The organism is Helicobacter pylori (genome assembly GCF_006440215.1).
Classification (GTDB): domain Bacteria; phylum Campylobacterota; class Campylobacteria; order Campylobacterales; family Helicobacteraceae; genus Helicobacter; species Helicobacter pylori_CS.
In genome coordinates, this window is sequence record NZ_VEZH01000006.1 from 22,547 (window position 1) to 38,450 (window position 15,904).

Below are 15,904 nucleotides of genomic sequence, written 5' to 3' on the forward strand. Positions count from 1 at the left end.
TGATGTTTAAAAAGATGTGTTTGAGCTTGATTGTTATAAGCGGTGTTTGTGTGGGGGCAAAGGATTTGGATTTCAAGCTGGATTACCGCGCGACTGGGGGGAAACTCATGGGGAAGATGACGGATTCTAGTCTTTTAAGCATCACTTCCATGAACGATGAGCCGGTGGTGATTAAAAATCTTATTGTCAATAGGGGAAATTCATGCGAAGCGACTAAAAAAGTGGAACCCAAATTGGGCGATAAGTTTAAAAAAGAAAAACTCTTTGATCATGAATTAAAATACTCGCAACAGATATTTTACCGCCTGAATTGCAAGCCTAACCAATTGTTAGAAGTTAAAATCATCACGGACAAGGGCGAGTATTACCACAAGTTTTCTCGATAAAAAGGGTTTTTAATCTCTGTTCTAATGGAGTGTTGGTCATAAAATTCAAAAATGCTAAAAGCTTTTTTAATGTCAAAAAGCTTGTTTAGCAAGCGATGACTTTTTAAAAAACAGACTAAAAAATATTAATTCATCTATACTCGGTTCTCAATTGGTTGTTGGTTAAGTTTAATATTAAGAGTAATATAAAGAGTGAGACTCCAACTATACATAATATGAGTATAAAACACCCAAAATTATTTTATAAATTTATTCCATATTCTACTAAAAAAACCATCATTAACATCGTCGTCATATTCACCTCTAAATGCTTGAGCAGTGCTTCTAATAGCCACACATATACACCCAACTATAAAAATAGGTAGTAAAATAACTACCAAATCTCTAACTAATATAAAAATTCCTTGTCTTTTACTTTAAAAATAATTTCTGCTATAAGAAATAAAATCCCTAAAGAAACCCCTTTTATGGAGTTCCTTTTTGAGATTGCTCTAAAGCCATTTGCGCATGCTTGCAATCCTTTTTAAAAGACTTCGTAATAAAATTAACCTTAAGAGTCGAATCAAAAGCTTCATGGCATTTTTTAAGCTTGTGATCGCGCTCTTGTGGGTCTTGCAAGTAATATTTCACTGAATGCACAAAACTAAAATGAAACCCCATAGGAGGGATACGGCTATCTGGCGTGCCTTCGCAATGATCGCTGCAATAATCGCTTTGCGACTTTAACCCCCCCAACACCACTAAAAATAAAAAAATCATCTTTTTCATCAATACTCCTTCAATCCTTTTTACCCTCCAAAATACACCAACGCTGAACCCCAAGTCAATCCCCCACCAAAAGCGTCTAAAAGCATTAAATCGCCCTTTTTCAAACGCCTCTCTTCGTAAGCTTCACACATGGCCATAGGGATACTGGCTGCTGAAGTGTTGCCGTATTTATGCACGGTTAAAACCACTTGCTCATCTTTAAAATCCAAATGCTCCCGCACCGCTTGAATGATCCTAAAATTAGCTTGATGCGGGATAAACAAACGCACGTCTTCAGGTTTGAGAGCGTTTTTTTCTAAAATCATTTCCGCATCTTTTAAAAGCGTTTTCACCGCTAGTTTAAACACTTCATTGCCTTTCATGCGTAAAAAGGGCTCTAAAGCTTCTTCTTTAGCGTTAAAGGGCGTGGGTTTTAGAGTCCTTGGCGTATAGAGATAATTAGAAAAATTCCCGTTCGCTGAAATTTGCACATCTAAAATACTTTCTTTTAAACGCTTGGTCCTGCCTATCACACACGCCCCAGCCCCATCGCCAAATAAAATACAAGTCCCCCTATCTTTAAAATCTAACACGCTACTCGTTTTTTCTGCCCCCACAATCAGCACATTTTCGCACATCCCGCTCTCAACATAAGCCTTAGCCACCGATAACAAATAAATAAAACCCGTGCAAGCGGCTGAAATATCAAACGCCGGCTTGTTTTCAATGCCTAATTTCGCGCTCAACACGCAAGCGGTTGAAGGCATGGCTAAAAAATCAGGGCTTAAAGTCGCTACAACCACCAAATCAATGTCTTTTGGGGTTAAATGCGCTCTCTCTATGGCTTGTTTAGCCGCTATTACCCCTAAATCGCTGCTTTTTTCTTCATCGTTAGCGAAACGGCGCTCTTTGATACCAGTCCTTTTTTCTATCCATTCATCGCTGGTATCCAAAAATTGCTGAAACTCTGCATTTTTCACACGCTCGCTTGGAACATGCATCGCAATGGATTTAAGAGAGGCGTAAAATTCCATTCAATCCCCTTAACATAGTCATCTTTAAGCGTCTTGCTGATCACTTTGACACGCAGAAACGCTAGGCTTCAAACTCTCAAACGCCTTAGTGATTCTCAAACAAACCTGACTTTCAACAGCGCTAATAGCCTGATAAATCGCGCATTCAATCGCTCTAGCGTTGCTCTTGCCATGGCTGATGATCACGCTTTTATTCACGCCCAAAAGCGGCGCTCCCCCATATTCAGCGTAATCGGTTTTTTGTTTTAAAATATCAAACGCATTCTTAAGCATCAAAGCCCCCATTTTAGATTTAAAAGAGCTTTTAATTTCATCTTTAAAAATAGAGCCTATCGCGCTAGCGACCCCTTCTGTTGTCTTTAAGACCACATTCCCCATAAAGCCATCGCAAACCACAACATCCACAACCCCTTTGAAAATATCGCTCCCCTCCACATTGCCATAAAAGAAGTCATAAGCTTTCAGCATTTTATGCGTTTCTTTAACGAGCATGTTCCCTTTAATATCTTCTTCGCCATTACTCAAAAGACCCACCTTAGGGCTATCATAATGCAGCACGCTTTTAGCGTATTCATACCCCATAAGAGCAAAATCAATCAAATATTCAGGCTTGCAATCGGTGTTCGCTCCTGCGTCTAATAGCACGCTAGGGCGTTTGCCAACGCTGGGCATTAAAGTGCAAATAGCAGGCCTTTCAACCCCCTTGATACGCCCTAAACGCAAGGTGGCTAATCCCATAGTCGCCCCACTATGCCCCGCTGAAATCAAAGCGTCAGCCCCATTTTTCAAAATATCCATACCCAAGTAAATGGAAGATTCTTTACGCTTGATTGCCTCAGTGGCGGCTTCTTCCATTTTGATGTAATCTTGCGTGTGGATCATTTCCACTTTGCTGGCTAACTCTTTAGAAATAAAAGGGGTCGCTTTGTCTTTATCCCCCACTAAAACCGCACTAAAACTCTTATTTTCTAAAGCCCTTGAGACTCCCTCAATAACGGGTAAAACCCCATGGTCAGCCCCCATTAAGTCTATTACAATTTTCATCATGCGTCCTTAAAAGGCTTGTTGCAAACCGTTGCAATCCTTTAAAATACTTTCTATCATTAAAGATAGCTTTTATATTAGTATTCTTTAGTAAATTTGTTAATGTGGTGGGGAAGCTTCCAAGTGCCATCTTTAGCTTTTATGGGCTTAGCCAACTTAACGCTATAATGCGTGCGCCTTTTTGCCGCTCTTGTCTTACTCACTCTTCTATCAGGTACTGCCATAAATTCTCCTTAATTTCAATCTGCATAATGGTAGTCTAATCTAATAGACTCCACTTCAGAGCGTAAAATGTCGCTCAAATCAATAAAACCATTGAAAGATTCAATAACATCTAAATTATCAAAATCCAAACTTTGGCTTTGCGTATCCCACAACCCGTCTGAAATATGCAAAACCAACGACTCATCAAGGCTCTTTTTAAACTCTTTACCGCTTGTATCGCAAATAAGCATCAATTCACCCTTAAGGCACGCTTCCAAACGAAACAATTTCGCCCCCACTCGCACAACTTCGCCCTCTAAAACCACTCCCTCATGCTCTAAAGAAAACGCTTTAGGTGCATTAAAAGCGATTTTACGCATTTCAAATTGCATGCTTACTTAAAACGCCCTTAAATCTTAAAGATCCCTAGCGGCAAAAAAGAAAGCGATTTCATTGCACGCGTTTTCCAAGCTATCGCTCCCATGCACCGCATTAGCGTCAATGCTTTCAGCAAAATCCGCTCTGATAGTGCCTTTTTGAGCGAGTTTGGGATCAGTCGCTCCCATAAGATCTCTGTTTTTAGCCACCGCATCTTCGCCCTCTAAAACCATAACCACCACCGGACCACTGACCATAAATTCTATTAAATCTTTAAAAAAGGGTCTCTCTGTGTGGATCGCATAAAAGTTTTCAGCGTCTTTAACGCTCAAATGCAAGCGTTTCATAGCAACCACTTCCAAGCCGTTACTCTCAAAGCGATCAATGATTTTGCCTACCACTTTTTTCTTAAGTGCATCAGGTTTAATAATAGACAGCGTTCTTTGTTTCAATTTAAACTCCTTGTGAATTGTTGATTATACAAAAATTTTTTAAAATATTACCCTTAAAATATTTTTTCAACGCTTAAAGAACGCTTTAATCTCCTCAGCTTTGTTGGTTTTTTCCCAAGTGAATGTCTCTAATTCGCGCCCAAAATGCCCATAAGCTGAAGTGAGCGAATAAATGGGTCTTAACAAATCCAAGCTTTCAATAATGCCTTTTGGCGTGAGTTTGAAAACCGCTTTCACGCATTTTTCTAACTCCGTGCTTGAATACTTGCTCGTGTTATGCGTGTTCACATAAATAGACACAGGCTCCACAACCCCGATCGCATAAGCAAGCTGCACGGTCGCTTTATCGCAAACCCCACTCGCTACCAAATTTTTAGCCACATAGCGGGCCGCATAAGCCGCGCTCCTATCCACTTTACTAGGGTCTTTCCCGCTAAACGCTCCCCCGCCATGCGGGCAACTCCCCCCATAAGTATCCACGATGATTTTTCTGCCCGTCAAACCCGCATCGCCTTGCGGCCCACCGATAACGAATTTTCCTGTAGGATTGACAAAAAACTTGATATTGTCATGCAAATATTCTTTGGGTAAAACCTTATACACAATCTCTTCAATCACGGCTTCTTTTAAATGTTTTTGCGAAACTTCTGGGGAATGCTGGGTGGAAATGACAATCGTATCAATGCTTACAGGCTTGTTGTTTTCATAACGCACGCTCACTTGAGACTTGCCATCAGGCCTTAAAAAAGGCAGAGTGTTGTCTTTTCTTTTTTGAGCCAGAGCGAAAGTGAGCTGGTGCGCTAAATGAATGGGTAAGGGCATAAGCGTTTCAGTCTCCTTGCACGCATAACCAAACATAAGCCCTTGATCCCCTGCCCCAATCTCGCCATCTTCTCTATCCACGCCTTGATTAATATCAGGGCTTTGCTCGCCAACGCCATTTAAAACCGCCGCGCTTCTATAATCAAAGCCATAAAGAGCGTCTGTATAACCAATCTTTTTAACCACTTCTCTTGCAATCTCTTGCATAGGGGCATAAACAGAAGTTTTTAACTCGCCAGTGATCATGCAAAACCCATTAGAAACTAAAGTCTCGCATGCGACTTTGGCTTTTTGATCGCGCTCAATGATGTAATCTAAAACCGCATCGCTGATTTGATCAGCCATTTTGTCAGGATGCCCCTCGGTTACCGATTCAGAAGTGAAAAGAAAACTACCTTTCATTGGTTGTCCTTATTAAAATAATCATTCGTATTCAAAATGGGCTTATTATAGCTTATTTCATTCTTTAAGACTTAAAAAACCCTTTAGCTTTTTGCAACAAACTCGTTTTTTGCTGTTTCCTGAAATTCGTTCGTAAATGAGCCAGGAAATGGTGCCATTCATGGATTTCCATAGCAGGGATCGCTCCGGCAAAATTAGTGTTAGGGGGCAAGTCTTTACCCACCGCGCTTTTACCCCCAATTTGAGTGAAGTCGCCCACATGCAAATGCCCCCCAATGCCCACTTGCCCGCCAAAAACCACATTACGGCCAGTGGTTGTAGAGCCGCTCAAGCCCACTTGAGAGACAACGATGCTGTGTTCGCCTAAAACGCAATTATGCCCGATTTGAACCAGGTTATCAATCTTAACGCCCTCTTTAATCAAAGTCTCGCCAAACACCGCCCTATCAATCGCCGTGTTAGCACCAATCTCTACATTTTTTTGAATCCTAACAATCCCCACATGCTCAATTTTGACATGCTCTCCTAAAGCGGTGTGCGCATAACCAAAGCCATCGCCTCCGATCACACTGCCTGCATGGATAGTAACATTGTCTTCTAAAATCGTGTTTTGATACAAAATGACACGAGGATACAAAACGCAATTTTTACCGATTTTGACCCCATCAGCGATCACCACGCCCGGATAAATCAAAGAGTTTTCGCCAATTTCTACGCCCTCTCCAATCACAACATTAGGCATGATCGTTACTTTTTCAAAATGTTTAGGTTCATTCACGCTTTCTGGGTTTTTAAAAAAAGGGATTTTAAAGGCATGCGAAGCTTTAGCAAAGGCTAGATGCGGGTTATCCACGATTAAAGCTTGCATGCGTTTTGGCACTTTAGAAGATTCTTTTTTACGGATAAACACCGCCCCGGCATTTGAATCTTTTAAAAGTTTAAGGTAACGCACTTGGTCAATATAGCTAATATCATTAGGCGTAGCCTTATCCAATTCCGCTAAAGCATGCACTTCAAAATCGTTTGAAAATTCCGTTTCAATAGAATAGGCGCTTAACAATTCGCTTAATTTCATCAATACCCCTTATGGTTCTTTATGCAAATCCCACAATAGCGTAGCTTTATTATCTTTTTCTTCCACAGCCCCCATGCCCATAACATGATAGCCAGCATCCACAAAATGCACTTCCCCACTCACCCCACTAGACAAGCTAGAGAGCAAATACATCCCAGCATTGCCCACTTCTTCTAAACTCACATTTTTTCTTAAAGGGGCGTTGATTTCATTCCATTTTAAAATCATCCTAAAATCAGCGATCCCGCTAGAAGCGAGTGTCCTAATAGGCCCGGCCGATAGGGCATTCACTCTAATATTATGTTTGCCTAAATCCACCGCTAAATAACGCACCGCGCTCTCTAGGGCCGCTTTAGCCAACCCCATCACGTTGTAATGCGCCATGTATTTGGTGCTGCCCAAATAGCTTAAAGTCAAAACAGACGCCCCGTTATTCAATAAGGGTTTTAGGGTGTTTGTCAGCTCTATTAACGAATAAACAGAAATTTCCATAGCGGTGTTAAACGCGCTTTTAGAAGTTTCTAACAAACTCCCCTCTAAAGCCTCTTTAGGGGCAAAGGCCACGCTATGAACGATAAAGTCCAATGAGCCTAAATCCTTTTTAACGCTATTGTATAGCGACTTGAAATGCTCTTCTTTACTCACATCCAATTCATACACATAGGGGCTATTCAATTCCTGCGCGATAGGCCTCACGCGCTTTTCTAAGTTCTCATTCAAATAAGTGAAAGCCAAAGTAGCCCCTTGATTGAAGCAAGATTGAGCGATCCCATAAGCGATGGATTTATTGTTTGCCACCCCCACAATAAGCCCTTTTTTACCTTTTAAAAATCCCATGATTTTCCTTTATAAAAATGAAATGATTGTTTTAAAATTTTCTAATTCCAAAGACGCACTCCCAATCAACAAGCCATCCACGCTATCAATCCCTAAAATTTCTTTAGCGTTTTGTATATTCACGCTCCCCCCATACAATAAAGGCGTTCTTTGATTTAAGATTTGCTTTAAAAAACCATGCGTGAGGTAAATATCTTCTAAAGAAGCGCTCTTTTTTGCACCAATCGCCCAAATAGGCTCATACGCCACCACTAAATTAGGATAATTAAGATCAATATTTTCTAATTGCTCGCTTAAAAATTCCTTTACAGCCTTAAAACCCTTTTCTCTGGTCGTTAAATCTTCGCCAATACAATAGACAATTTTAAAATTTTTATCTTTAAAAAAATCAAACTTTTCTTTCAAAAAGCTAGGGCTTTCCTTTAAAAGCGCTCGCCTCTCGCTATGCCCTATTAAAAGCGTGTGGATTTTGAGTTCTTCTAAATGCTTTGAAGTGATTTCACCGGTAAAAGCCCCACAATCTCTAGGGTAAGCGTTTTGTGCTCCTAAAGTGAAATGCAAAAACGCATTAGGCAATAACCCCAAAAAATCAGGGAATACAAACACCCTATCAAAATGCTGCGGTTTTAAAGTTTTTTCTAATTCTTTTAAATACGCATGGCTTTTAAAAATAGGCATAGCGGATTTAAAATTAGCCATGGCAATTTTTGTCATTGAATGATCCTTATTTTTAGGTGGTCTATCCCTTAATTATAGCATTCAAAAAATGTAAATTTTAAACAATAGCCCCTTTGAATTGAATTTTTCCTCAATTTAGGTTTTGTTTATAAGAAAAATTATTTCAAATGTAGTAAAATTAAGGCAGTGTTTTTGCGTCAAGCGATTCAGGTTAAATTTGAGTTTTTAGGAGCAGTTTTTATGCAACAAGAAGAGATTATAGAGGGTTATTATGGCGCTAGTAAAGGGCTTAAAAAGAGCGGTATTTATGCTAAGCTGGATTTTTTACAGAGCGCTACGGGCTTGGTTTTAGCACTCTTTATGATAGCGCACATGTTTTTGGTCTCAAGCATCTTGATTAGCGATGAAGCCATGTATAAAGTGGCGAAATTTTTTGAAGGGAGCTTGTTTTTAAAAGCGGGCGAGCCGGCTATTGTGAGCGTGGTTGCAGCAGGAGTTATTCTTATTTTAGTCGTGCATGCGTTTTTAGCGTTGAGAAAATTCCCTATCAATTACAGGCAATACAAGGTTTTTAAAACCCACAAGCATTTGATGAAACATGGCGATACGAGTTTGTGGTTTATTCAAGCCTTAACCGGGTTTGCGATGTTTTTCTTAGCGAGTATCCACCTATTTGTCATGCTCACAGAGCCTGAAAGCATCGGGCCTCATGGCTCAAGCTATCGTTTTGTAACGCAAAACTTTTGGCTTTTGTATATTTTCTTATTGTTTGCCGTAGAACTGCATGGCTCTATTGGGTTGTATCGCTTAGCGATCAAATGGGGGTGGTTTAAGAATGTGAGCATTCAAGGCTTGAGAAAAGTCAAATGGGCGATGAGCGTGTTTTTCATTGTTTTAGGGCTTTGCACCTATGGGGCTTACATTAAAAAAGGTTTAGAAAATAAGGACAATGGCATTAAAACCATGCAAGAAGCCATAGAAGCTGATGGGAAATTCCACAAAGAATAAGGGTAGAAAATGAAAATAACATATTGTGATGCGCTAATTATTGGAGGCGGACTAGCTGGGTTAAGGGCTAGTATCGCATGCAAACAAAAGGGTTTAAACACCATCGTTTTAAGCCTAGTGCCTGTCAGGCGTTCGCACTCTGCAGCCGCTCAAGGGGGCATGCAAGCGAGCCTTGCGAACGCTAAAAAAAGCGAGGGCGATAATGAAGATTTGCACTTTTTAGACACGGTTAAGGGGAGCGATTGGGGGTGCGATCAGCAAGTGGCTAGAATGTTTGTAACCACTGCTCCTAAAGCCATTAGGGAATTGGCCAGTTGGGGGGTGCCTTGGACTAGGATTAAAAAAGGCGATAGGCCTGCGGTCGTCAATGGTGAGCATGTTACGATTACTGAAAGAGACGACAGGCATGGTTATATTCTAAGCCGTGATTTTGGCGGCACTAAAAAATGGCGCACATGCTTTACGGCTGATGCTACAGGGCATACCATGCTTTATGCGGTCGCTAATGAAGCCTTACACCACAAAGTGGATATTCAAGACAGAAAGGACATGCTCGCTTTCATTCATCATGATAATAAATGCTACGGGGCGGTGGTAAGGGATTTGATCACAGGCGAAATTTCAGCGTATGTTTCTAAAGGCACGCTTTTAGCTACCGGAGGTTATGGGCGCGTGTATAAACACACCACTAACGCCGTGATTTGCGATGGAGCCGGGGCGGCGAGTGCGTTAGAAACCGGCGTAGCTAAATTAGGCAACATGGAAGCGGTGCAATTCCACCCTACCGCTTTAGTGCCTAGCGGGATTTTAATGACCGAAGGTTGTAGGGGCGATGGCGGGGTTTTAAGAGACAAGTTTGGCAGACGCTTCATGCCCGCTTATGAGCCGGAAAAAAAAGAGCTTGCGAGTAGGGATGTGGTCTCAAGGCGGATTTTAGAGCATATCCAAAAAGGCTATGGGGCTAAATCGCCTTATGGGGATCATGTGTGGCTGGATATTGCTATTTTAGGGCGTAACCATGTGGAAAAAAACTTAAGAGATGTGCGCGATATTGCCATGACTTTTGCCGGCATTGATCCGGCTGATAGCGAAGAGCAAACCAAAGACAACATGCAAGGAGTGCCCGCCAATGAGCCTGAATACGGCCAAGCAATGGCTAAGCAAAAAGGCTGGATCCCCATAAAGCCCATGCAACACTATTCTATGGGTGGGGTTAGGACAAACCCTAAAGGCGAAACCCATTTAAAAGGCTTGTTTTGCGCGGGTGAAGCGGCATGCTGGGATTTGCATGGGTTTAACCGCTTGGGAGGAAATTCTGTGAGTGAAGCGGTGGTCGCTGGCATGATCATAGGGGATTATTTCGCCTCGCATTGTTTGGAAGCGCAAATTGAAATCAACACGCAAAAGGTTGAAGCTTTCATTAAAGAAAGCCAGGATTATATGCATTTTTTATTGCATAATGAAGGCAAGGAAGATGTGTATGAGATTAGAGAACGCATGAAAGAAGTCATGGATGAAAAGGTGGGCGTTTTTAGGGAAGGCAAAAAATTAGAAGAAGCCCTTAAAGAATTGCAAGAGCTTTATGCGCGCTCCAAAAACATTTGCGTGAAAAACAAGGTTTTACACAATAACCCTGAATTAGAAGACGCTTACCGCACCAAAAAAATGCTCAAACTCGCGCTTTGCATCACTCAAGGGGCGTTACTGCGCACCGAAAGCAGAGGGGCTCACACAAGGATTGATTACCCTAAAAGAGATGATGAAAAATGGCTTAATCGGACTTTAGCGAGCTGGCCTAGCACTGAGCAAGACATGCCCACGATTGAATACGAAGAATTAGATGTGATGAAAATGGAAATCAGCCCTGATTTTAGGGGCTATGGCAAAAAGGGCAATTTCATCCCCCACCCCAAAAAAGAAGAACGCGACGCTGAGATTTTGAAAACGATTTTAGAACTAGAAAAGCTTGGAAAAGACAGGATAGAAGTCCAGCATGCGCTCATGCCTTTTGAATTGCAGGAAAAATACAAAGCCAGGAACATGCGTTTAGAAGATGAAGAAGTGAGGGCTAGGGGGGAACATTTGTATTCTTTCAATGTCCATGATTTATTAGACCAACACAACGCTAATCTAAAAGGAGAACACCATGAGTGATAATGAACGAACGATTGTAGTTAGAGTGTTAAAATTTGACCCTCAAAGCGCGGTGAGTAAGCCGCATTTTAAAGAGTATCAATTGAAAGAAACGCCATCCATGACGCTCTTTATCGCTTTAAACCTTATTAGAGAGCATCAAGATCCGGATTTGAGCTTTGATTTTGTGTGCCGCGCTGGGATTTGCGGCTCTTGCGCGATGATGGTTAATGGGAGACCGAGATTGGCTTGTAAAACCCTAACTTCTAGCTTTGAAAGCGGGGTGATCACGCTTATGCCCATGCCCAGTTTTACGCTCATTAAAGATTTGAGCGTGAATACAGGCGATTGGTTTTTAGATATGACTAAAAGGGTGGAGAGCTGGGCGCATTCTAAAGAAGAAGTGGACATTACTAAGCCGGAAAAAAGGATTGAGCCTGATGAAGCCCAAGAAGTCTTTGAACTAGACAGGTGTATTGAATGCGGGTGCTGTATCGCTTCTTGTGGGACTAAACTCATGCGCCCTAATTTCATTGGAGCTGCTGGCATGAACAGAGCCATGCGTTTTATGATTGACAGCCATGATGAAAGAAGCGATGACGATTTTTATGAGTTAGTGGGCGATGATGATGGTGTTTTTGGGTGCATGAGCCTGATCGCTTGCCATGACACTTGCCCTAAAGAATTACCCTTGCAAAGCAGTATCGCCACTTTGCGTAACAGGATGTTGAAAGTGGGTAAAAGCCGCTAATTTCTTTTTAGTGGGTCGTTTTTGAAAATCTTTTTAGTCTTTCTAATCGTCTTTTTTTTTAATGGGTGCTTTGGGTTAGTCTATAAGACTCCCATTTCAAGCCCCCCTATCTCTTATGATCCCTACACTACCACCATTGGGAGCTTATACGCTAAAAATTTAAAAGAAAACCCTAACCATAGCGCGGCCATTCTTTTAGAAGACGGCTTTGATGCCTTGTTGCATAGAGTGGGTCTTATCAGAATGAGCCAAAAAAGCATTGACATGCAAACTTATATCTATAAGAACGATCTTTCCTCTCAAGTGATCGCTAAAGAACTTTTAAATGCGGCCAATCGTGGGGTAAAAGTGCGCATTCTTTTAGACGATAACGGAGTGTATTCAGATTTTTCAGATATTATGCTCTTAAATTTCCATAAAAACATTGAAGTGAAAATTTTTAACCCCTACTATATCCGCAATAAAGGCTTGCGTTATTTTGAAATGCTTGCGGATTATGAGCGCATTAAAAAACGCATGCACAACAAGCTTTTCATCGTGGATAATTTCGCTGTCATTATAGGGGGGCGCAATATTGGGGACAATTATTTTGATAACGATTTAGACACGAATTTTTTAGATTTAGACGCTTTGTTTTTTGGGGGGGTTGCTTCAAAAGCCAAAGAAAGCTTTGAACGCTATTGGAGGTTCCACCGCTCTATCCCTGTTTCATTACTAAGAACCCATAAAAGACTCAAAAACAACGCTAAAGAAATCGCTAAACTCCATGAAAAAATCCCTATCAGCGCTGAAGACAAAAACCAGTTTGAAAAAAAAGTCAATGATTTTATAGATCGTTTCCAAAAATACCAATACCCTATTTATTATGGGAATGCCATTTTTTTAGCTGATTCACCCAAAAAAATTGACACGCCCTTGTATTCGCCTATTAAAATCGCTTTTGAAAAAGCCCTTAAAAACGCTAAGGACTCCGTTTTTATCGCTTCATCGTATTTTATTCCAGGCAAAAAGATGATGAAAATCTTTAAAAATCAAATTTCTAAGGGGATTGAATTGAATATTCTTACCAATTCCCTTTCATCTACTGATGCGATAGTGGTCTATGGGGCATGGGAAAGGTATCGCAACCAATTGGTGCGAATGGGCGCGAATGTCTATGAAATACGAAACGATTTTTTCAACCGCCAGATTAAAGGGCGCTTTAGCACCAAACATTCCTTACACGGCAAGACGATTGTTTTTGATGACAATTTAACGCTTCTAGGGAGTTTTAATATTGATCCGCGCTCTGCATACATCAACACTGAAAGCGCGGTTTTGTTTGACAACCCGTCTTTTGCTAAAAGGGTGCGTTTGTCGCTTAAAGATCATGCCCAACAATCATGGCATTTGGTGGTGTATCGGCATAGAGTGATTTGGGAAGCGGTGGAAGAAGGCATTTTAATCCATGAAAAAACTTCGCCTGACACTTCCTTCTTTTTACGCTTGATTAAAGAATGGTCTAAAGTCCTTCCTGAAAGAGAGCTTTAAAACTTTTAATGCCCTTTATTTTGCGAAAAAGCGATGTTATTGGTAACGGCGGCTAAAAGCGCTGAACACACAAATACCAAATGGATCACCACTTGCCAAAAAATGGGGTTATGCGATAGGGGCGTGTCTTTAGGAATGCTGGATAGAACGTCTTCTAAACTCATGTAGCGTTTGAGCAAAAAGATCGCCGAAATGGCTACAATGGAGAGCGAAACCTTTAATTTTAAAGCGTTAAAATCCGTGTGTTTTAGCCAAGTGATTTCGCTGGCATCCACCTTGTCTAATTTAGAAACAAAGCTTTCATAACTGGCGAGTAGCACCATTAAAACAAGCCCGGCCATAAACAACAAATCCACTAAACCTAAGGCTGATAAAACCAAATCCGTTTCACTAATGGTGTCTAAATGGCTGAGCATGTGCCACAACTCTTTCATGAACACATAGCCTAAAACCACCAACACTAACGACATGGCAATGCATAAAGGGGCTAGCAACCAACGAGTGGCAAACAACACTCTTTCAATCAACTTTTCTAGCATGTTCAAACTCTTTTAATTATGGCTTTTTGAAGCCTTGATTATAGCTAATTTTAAAAAACCTATTAAAGTGACTGATGCTTTCTTTTTGGTAAAATCATATGGATTGATAGTCTTAAAAGCTGTTTTAATCTTTTTTATATTACAATTCTTTCATGCGGTCTGGGTTTGTTACTTCTCCTTGACTGCTAGTAGTGGGTATGAATGTTTTATCTAAAACGCATGTTTTTCCATTTTTTACCTCTTACCCCTACTTTACTAAATGCTATTACTTTGTTTTAGCTGTCTTATATTTTGCTCGCTATTAAAAAGCCGTCATATTCTTTGCTATCCATTAAATTCATAACGCTCTTTATTTTTTAAATGGGATTACTTTATTTTAGTTTTATACAAAACTCTTAAGAAAATAGGGGTATTTTGCAAACTCTCCCCCATAAATCCCTCTAACCCCTAAGAGCGCATCACAAGAAATTATCGCTTGACTAACGCTAAACTCTTTTAAGTTTGTAAAATCTTTAACGAATCTCTATGACAACCGGTTTAGTCATCTTTTTGCTGACTTCATCAGCATGCATTAGGGCTTCTTGCTTGCTCTTATAAGGGCCTATAAGATAGCGTTTAGTCGCTCCCCTATCTTCAATCTTATGGGGGAATTGGTTAAACGCTTGCAAAAAGGCTTTATTGGGCGTGTGCGCAAAAACCCCCACTTGCAAATAATGCCCTTTAATAAGGTTGGTTTTAGAATTGGCTTTTTTAGGAACTTCTTTATGAGCTTCTTTTTTGACTTTTAGCTCTTTAACCGCATGCTTATCTTTATCTTTATGGGCTTCCTTATCTTTAGGGGTTGCTTTAGGCTTTTTATGGGGGGTTTCTTTTTTGACTACAGCTTGAGATTCTTTTTGAGCACTAGTGTGCTCAACAGCTTTTAATTCTTTTTTAGCTTCTTGCGTTTCTTCTGCTGTTTTCATCTCGGTTTGAGTTTGATTGGTTTGAATGGGCATGTTAAACGCATCATTTTCTTGTTTTTTAACATTATCCGCTACTTTGTCTAGCTTGTCTTCTTGCTTGGAAGGATCCAAATTCAAGCTTTCAAACTCATCGTCTTTTTTCTCGTCTTTAGTATTGCCTATTTTTTGCATCCCGCTATCGGTTTGTAAAAAAGTCTCTTTAGGAGCGACTCTCGTGCTTTTCCAAAACACCATTAAAAGCACCGCTAAAATGATAATGGCTATAGCCACGATCAAAAACACCTTTTTAGTGCCGCCCCCATTATTTTCTTCTTCTAAAATCACTTCATTCAGTCTTTCTTTTTCTGACATCAAAAATCCTTTCAAAAATGGTTATAAATGCTTCGCCCAAGAGCTCCCGCGCTCTTTTGCAAACACTTCATAAGGTAAAGCTAAAATATTAAATTCCTTAGGCCATTCATTGCTAGGGAAGACCTTCCATTCTTTAGGCAACCCTTGCGCTAATTTCATGGACAAAGTTTTAACCAACCTTTCACCCTCGCCTAATTCCGTATGCCCCTTATGCACATACAAATGCAAATGCCCTGGCGTTTTGGTGTTATAAGCGGTAAAATTCATAAAACCTTCCTCACGAAGCAATAACTGCGCCTTATGGTAAAAACGCTCCGGGTTCCTCCCGTTATAATCAAACACAATGTTTTCCACCTTATCGTTACGCAAGATGAGATTGTGTGCGATTTCTATCTCCCTTTTCAAATGCTTTTGAATGAGCGAGCTTGTGAGCATGGCATTCACTCTTTGGAATTTATTATAGTAGCAACGCCCCGCATAATCCACCCTCTCCCCCAAGCCTGGTTTTTTTTCAAAATAATGGCTTGTGTCTATCTTAATGAGCTTTAATTCCATTTCTGTCATCTTG

The 15,904-nt window shown here is 40.6% G+C and carries 18 protein-coding genes; 5 read left to right on the forward strand and 13 right to left on the reverse strand.

Translation table 11 applies throughout. The features are described 5' to 3' along the window. The first annotated feature begins 2 nt into the window (after positions 1 to 2). Entirely contained in the window at positions 3 to 386 is a 384-nt protein-coding gene (locus tag FIM44_RS03755) for a hypothetical protein (protein ID WP_000473886.1), read from the forward strand. Between the two features lie 465 nt (positions 387 to 851). Here the strand turns inward: FIM44_RS03755 and FIM44_RS03765 are convergent, their stop codons facing one another. The 10 genes from FIM44_RS03765 to FIM44_RS03810 all read right to left on the reverse strand — a co-directional run bounded on the left by FIM44_RS03765 (position 852) and on the right by FIM44_RS03810 (position 8,095). Then, positions 852 to 1,154: a hypothetical protein gene (locus FIM44_RS03765; RefSeq protein ID WP_140579141.1), complete on the reverse strand. Its 303-nt coding sequence runs from the start codon at positions 1,152 to 1,154 to the stop codon at positions 852 to 854. A gap of 20 nt (positions 1,155 to 1,174) precedes the next feature. Continuing rightward, positions 1,175 to 2,167, reverse strand: coding sequence for a ketoacyl-ACP synthase III (locus tag FIM44_RS03770; protein ID WP_140579142.1), 993 nt, complete (start codon positions 2,165 to 2,167; stop codon positions 1,175 to 1,177). A gap of 24 nt (positions 2,168 to 2,191) precedes the next feature. Further along, positions 2,192 to 3,211 (reverse strand): phosphate acyltransferase PlsX, encoded by a 1,020-nt coding sequence (plsX, locus tag FIM44_RS03775; protein ID WP_164709374.1) that lies wholly within the window; start codon positions 3,209 to 3,211, stop codon positions 2,192 to 2,194. 77 nt (positions 3,212 to 3,288) lie between these two features. Beyond that, positions 3,289 to 3,435 (reverse strand): 50S ribosomal protein L32, encoded by a 147-nt coding sequence (rpmF, locus tag FIM44_RS03780; protein ID WP_000290428.1) that lies wholly within the window; start codon positions 3,433 to 3,435, stop codon positions 3,289 to 3,291. A gap of 15 nt (positions 3,436 to 3,450) precedes the next feature. After that, positions 3,451 to 3,807: a hypothetical protein gene (locus tag FIM44_RS03785; protein WP_140579143.1), complete on the reverse strand. Its 357-nt coding sequence runs from the start codon at positions 3,805 to 3,807 to the stop codon at positions 3,451 to 3,453. Positions 3,808 to 3,831: 24 nt separating this feature from the next. Then, positions 3,832 to 4,245, reverse strand: coding sequence for a nucleoside-diphosphate kinase (gene ndk / locus FIM44_RS03790; RefSeq protein WP_140579144.1), 414 nt, complete (start codon positions 4,243 to 4,245; stop codon positions 3,832 to 3,834). A 66-nt stretch (positions 4,246 to 4,311) separates the two neighbouring features. Continuing rightward, on the reverse strand, positions 4,312 to 5,469 hold the full coding sequence (gene metK / locus FIM44_RS03795) for a methionine adenosyltransferase (RefSeq protein ID WP_140579145.1): 1,158 nt from the start codon (positions 5,467 to 5,469) through the stop codon (positions 4,312 to 4,314). 64 nt (positions 5,470 to 5,533) lie between these two features. Beyond that, a complete protein-coding gene (gene lpxD / locus FIM44_RS03800; protein ID WP_140579146.1) occupies positions 5,534 to 6,544 on the reverse strand; it encodes a UDP-3-O-(3-hydroxymyristoyl)glucosamine N-acyltransferase in 1,011 nt (336 codons plus the stop codon). Between the two features lie 9 nt (positions 6,545 to 6,553). Beyond that, positions 6,554 to 7,381: an enoyl-ACP reductase FabI gene (gene fabI / locus FIM44_RS03805; RefSeq protein ID WP_140579147.1), complete on the reverse strand. Its 828-nt coding sequence runs from the start codon at positions 7,379 to 7,381 to the stop codon at positions 6,554 to 6,556. Positions 7,382 to 7,390: 9 nt separating this feature from the next. After that, positions 7,391 to 8,095: a triose-phosphate isomerase gene (locus FIM44_RS03810; RefSeq protein WP_140579148.1), complete on the reverse strand. Its 705-nt coding sequence runs from the start codon at positions 8,093 to 8,095 to the stop codon at positions 7,391 to 7,393. 204 nt (positions 8,096 to 8,299) lie between these two features. Here FIM44_RS03810 and FIM44_RS03815 point away from each other — a divergent pair, with 204 nt between their 5' ends. Genes FIM44_RS03815 through clsC form a run of 4 tightly spaced genes read left to right on the forward strand, consistent with a single transcriptional unit; the run spans position 8,300 to position 13,481 of the window. Further along, positions 8,300 to 9,067 (forward strand): fumarate reductase cytochrome b subunit, encoded by a 768-nt coding sequence (locus tag FIM44_RS03815; RefSeq protein WP_120878020.1) that lies wholly within the window; start codon positions 8,300 to 8,302, stop codon positions 9,065 to 9,067. A gap of 9 nt (positions 9,068 to 9,076) precedes the next feature. Continuing rightward, positions 9,077 to 11,221 (forward strand): fumarate reductase flavoprotein subunit, encoded by a 2,145-nt coding sequence (locus FIM44_RS03820; RefSeq protein ID WP_120877972.1) that lies wholly within the window; start codon positions 9,077 to 9,079, stop codon positions 11,219 to 11,221. Next, positions 11,214 to 11,951: a fumarate reductase iron-sulfur subunit gene (locus FIM44_RS03825; RefSeq protein ID WP_001282432.1), complete on the forward strand. Its 738-nt coding sequence runs from the start codon at positions 11,214 to 11,216 to the stop codon at positions 11,949 to 11,951. The genes FIM44_RS03820 and FIM44_RS03825 overlap by 8 nt, the downstream gene beginning before the upstream one ends. Before the next feature lie 21 nt (positions 11,952 to 11,972). After that, positions 11,973 to 13,481 carry a cardiolipin synthase ClsC gene (gene clsC / locus FIM44_RS03830; protein ID WP_140579149.1) on the forward strand — a complete coding sequence of 503 codons (1,509 nt, stop codon included), beginning with the start codon at positions 11,973 to 11,975 and terminating at the stop codon, positions 13,479 to 13,481. Between the two features lie 5 nt (positions 13,482 to 13,486). On the opposite strand, the gene FIM44_RS03835 is transcribed toward clsC, so the two are convergent. The 3 genes from FIM44_RS03835 to FIM44_RS03850 form a co-directional block, all read right to left on the reverse strand. Continuing rightward, a complete protein-coding gene (locus FIM44_RS03835; protein ID WP_000890445.1) occupies positions 13,487 to 14,020 on the reverse strand; it encodes a TIGR00645 family protein in 534 nt (177 codons plus the stop codon). 512 nt (positions 14,021 to 14,532) lie between these two features. Next, the gene (locus FIM44_RS03845; protein WP_140579150.1) at positions 14,533 to 15,336 is read right to left on the reverse strand and encodes an SPOR domain-containing protein; all 804 of its coding nucleotides are present in this window, start codon (positions 15,334 to 15,336) and stop codon (positions 14,533 to 14,535) included. Between the two features lie 21 nt (positions 15,337 to 15,357). Further along, a complete protein-coding gene (locus FIM44_RS03850; protein WP_000138102.1) occupies positions 15,358 to 15,900 on the reverse strand; it encodes a DUF1882 domain-containing protein in 543 nt (180 codons plus the stop codon). Positions 15,901 to 15,904: the final 4 nt, after the last annotated feature.

Coding starts and splice junctions, on each gene's coding strand:
- lpxD (WP_140579146.1), bottom strand. CDS start 6,544: ATGAAATTAAGCGAATTGTTAAGCGCCTATTCTATTGAAACGGAATTT.
- FIM44_RS03785 (WP_140579143.1), bottom strand. CDS start 3,807: ATGCAATTTGAAATGCGTAAAATCGCTTTTAATGCACCTAAAGCGTTT.
- FIM44_RS03755 (WP_000473886.1), top strand. CDS start 3: ATGTTTAAAAAGATGTGTTTGAGCTTGATTGTTATAAGCGGTGTTTGT.
- FIM44_RS03820 (WP_120877972.1), top strand. CDS start 9,077: ATGAAAATAACATATTGTGATGCGCTAATTATTGGAGGCGGACTAGCT.
- plsX (WP_164709374.1), bottom strand. CDS start 3,211: ATGAAAATTGTAATAGACTTAATGGGGGCTGACCATGGGGTTTTACCC.
- metK (WP_140579145.1), bottom strand. CDS start 5,469: ATGAAAGGTAGTTTTCTTTTCACTTCTGAATCGGTAACCGAGGGGCAT.
- FIM44_RS03835 (WP_000890445.1), bottom strand. CDS start 14,020: ATGCTAGAAAAGTTGATTGAAAGAGTGTTGTTTGCCACTCGTTGGTTG.
- FIM44_RS03825 (WP_001282432.1), top strand. CDS start 11,214: ATGAGTGATAATGAACGAACGATTGTAGTTAGAGTGTTAAAATTTGAC.
- FIM44_RS03845 (WP_140579150.1), bottom strand. CDS start 15,336: ATGTCAGAAAAAGAAAGACTGAATGAAGTGATTTTAGAAGAAGAAAAT.
- FIM44_RS03815 (WP_120878020.1), top strand. CDS start 8,300: ATGCAACAAGAAGAGATTATAGAGGGTTATTATGGCGCTAGTAAAGGG.
- FIM44_RS03770 (WP_140579142.1), bottom strand. CDS start 2,167: ATGGAATTTTACGCCTCTCTTAAATCCATTGCGATGCATGTTCCAAGC.
- FIM44_RS03765 (WP_140579141.1), bottom strand. CDS start 1,154: ATGAAAAAGATGATTTTTTTATTTTTAGTGGTGTTGGGGGGGTTAAAG.
- FIM44_RS03850 (WP_000138102.1), bottom strand. CDS start 15,900: ATGACAGAAATGGAATTAAAGCTCATTAAGATAGACACAAGCCATTAT.
- rpmF (WP_000290428.1), bottom strand. CDS start 3,435: ATGGCAGTACCTGATAGAAGAGTGAGTAAGACAAGAGCGGCAAAAAGG.
- fabI (WP_140579147.1), bottom strand. CDS start 7,381: ATGGGATTTTTAAAAGGTAAAAAAGGGCTTATTGTGGGGGTGGCAAAC.
- FIM44_RS03810 (WP_140579148.1), bottom strand. CDS start 8,095: ATGACAAAAATTGCCATGGCTAATTTTAAATCCGCTATGCCTATTTTT.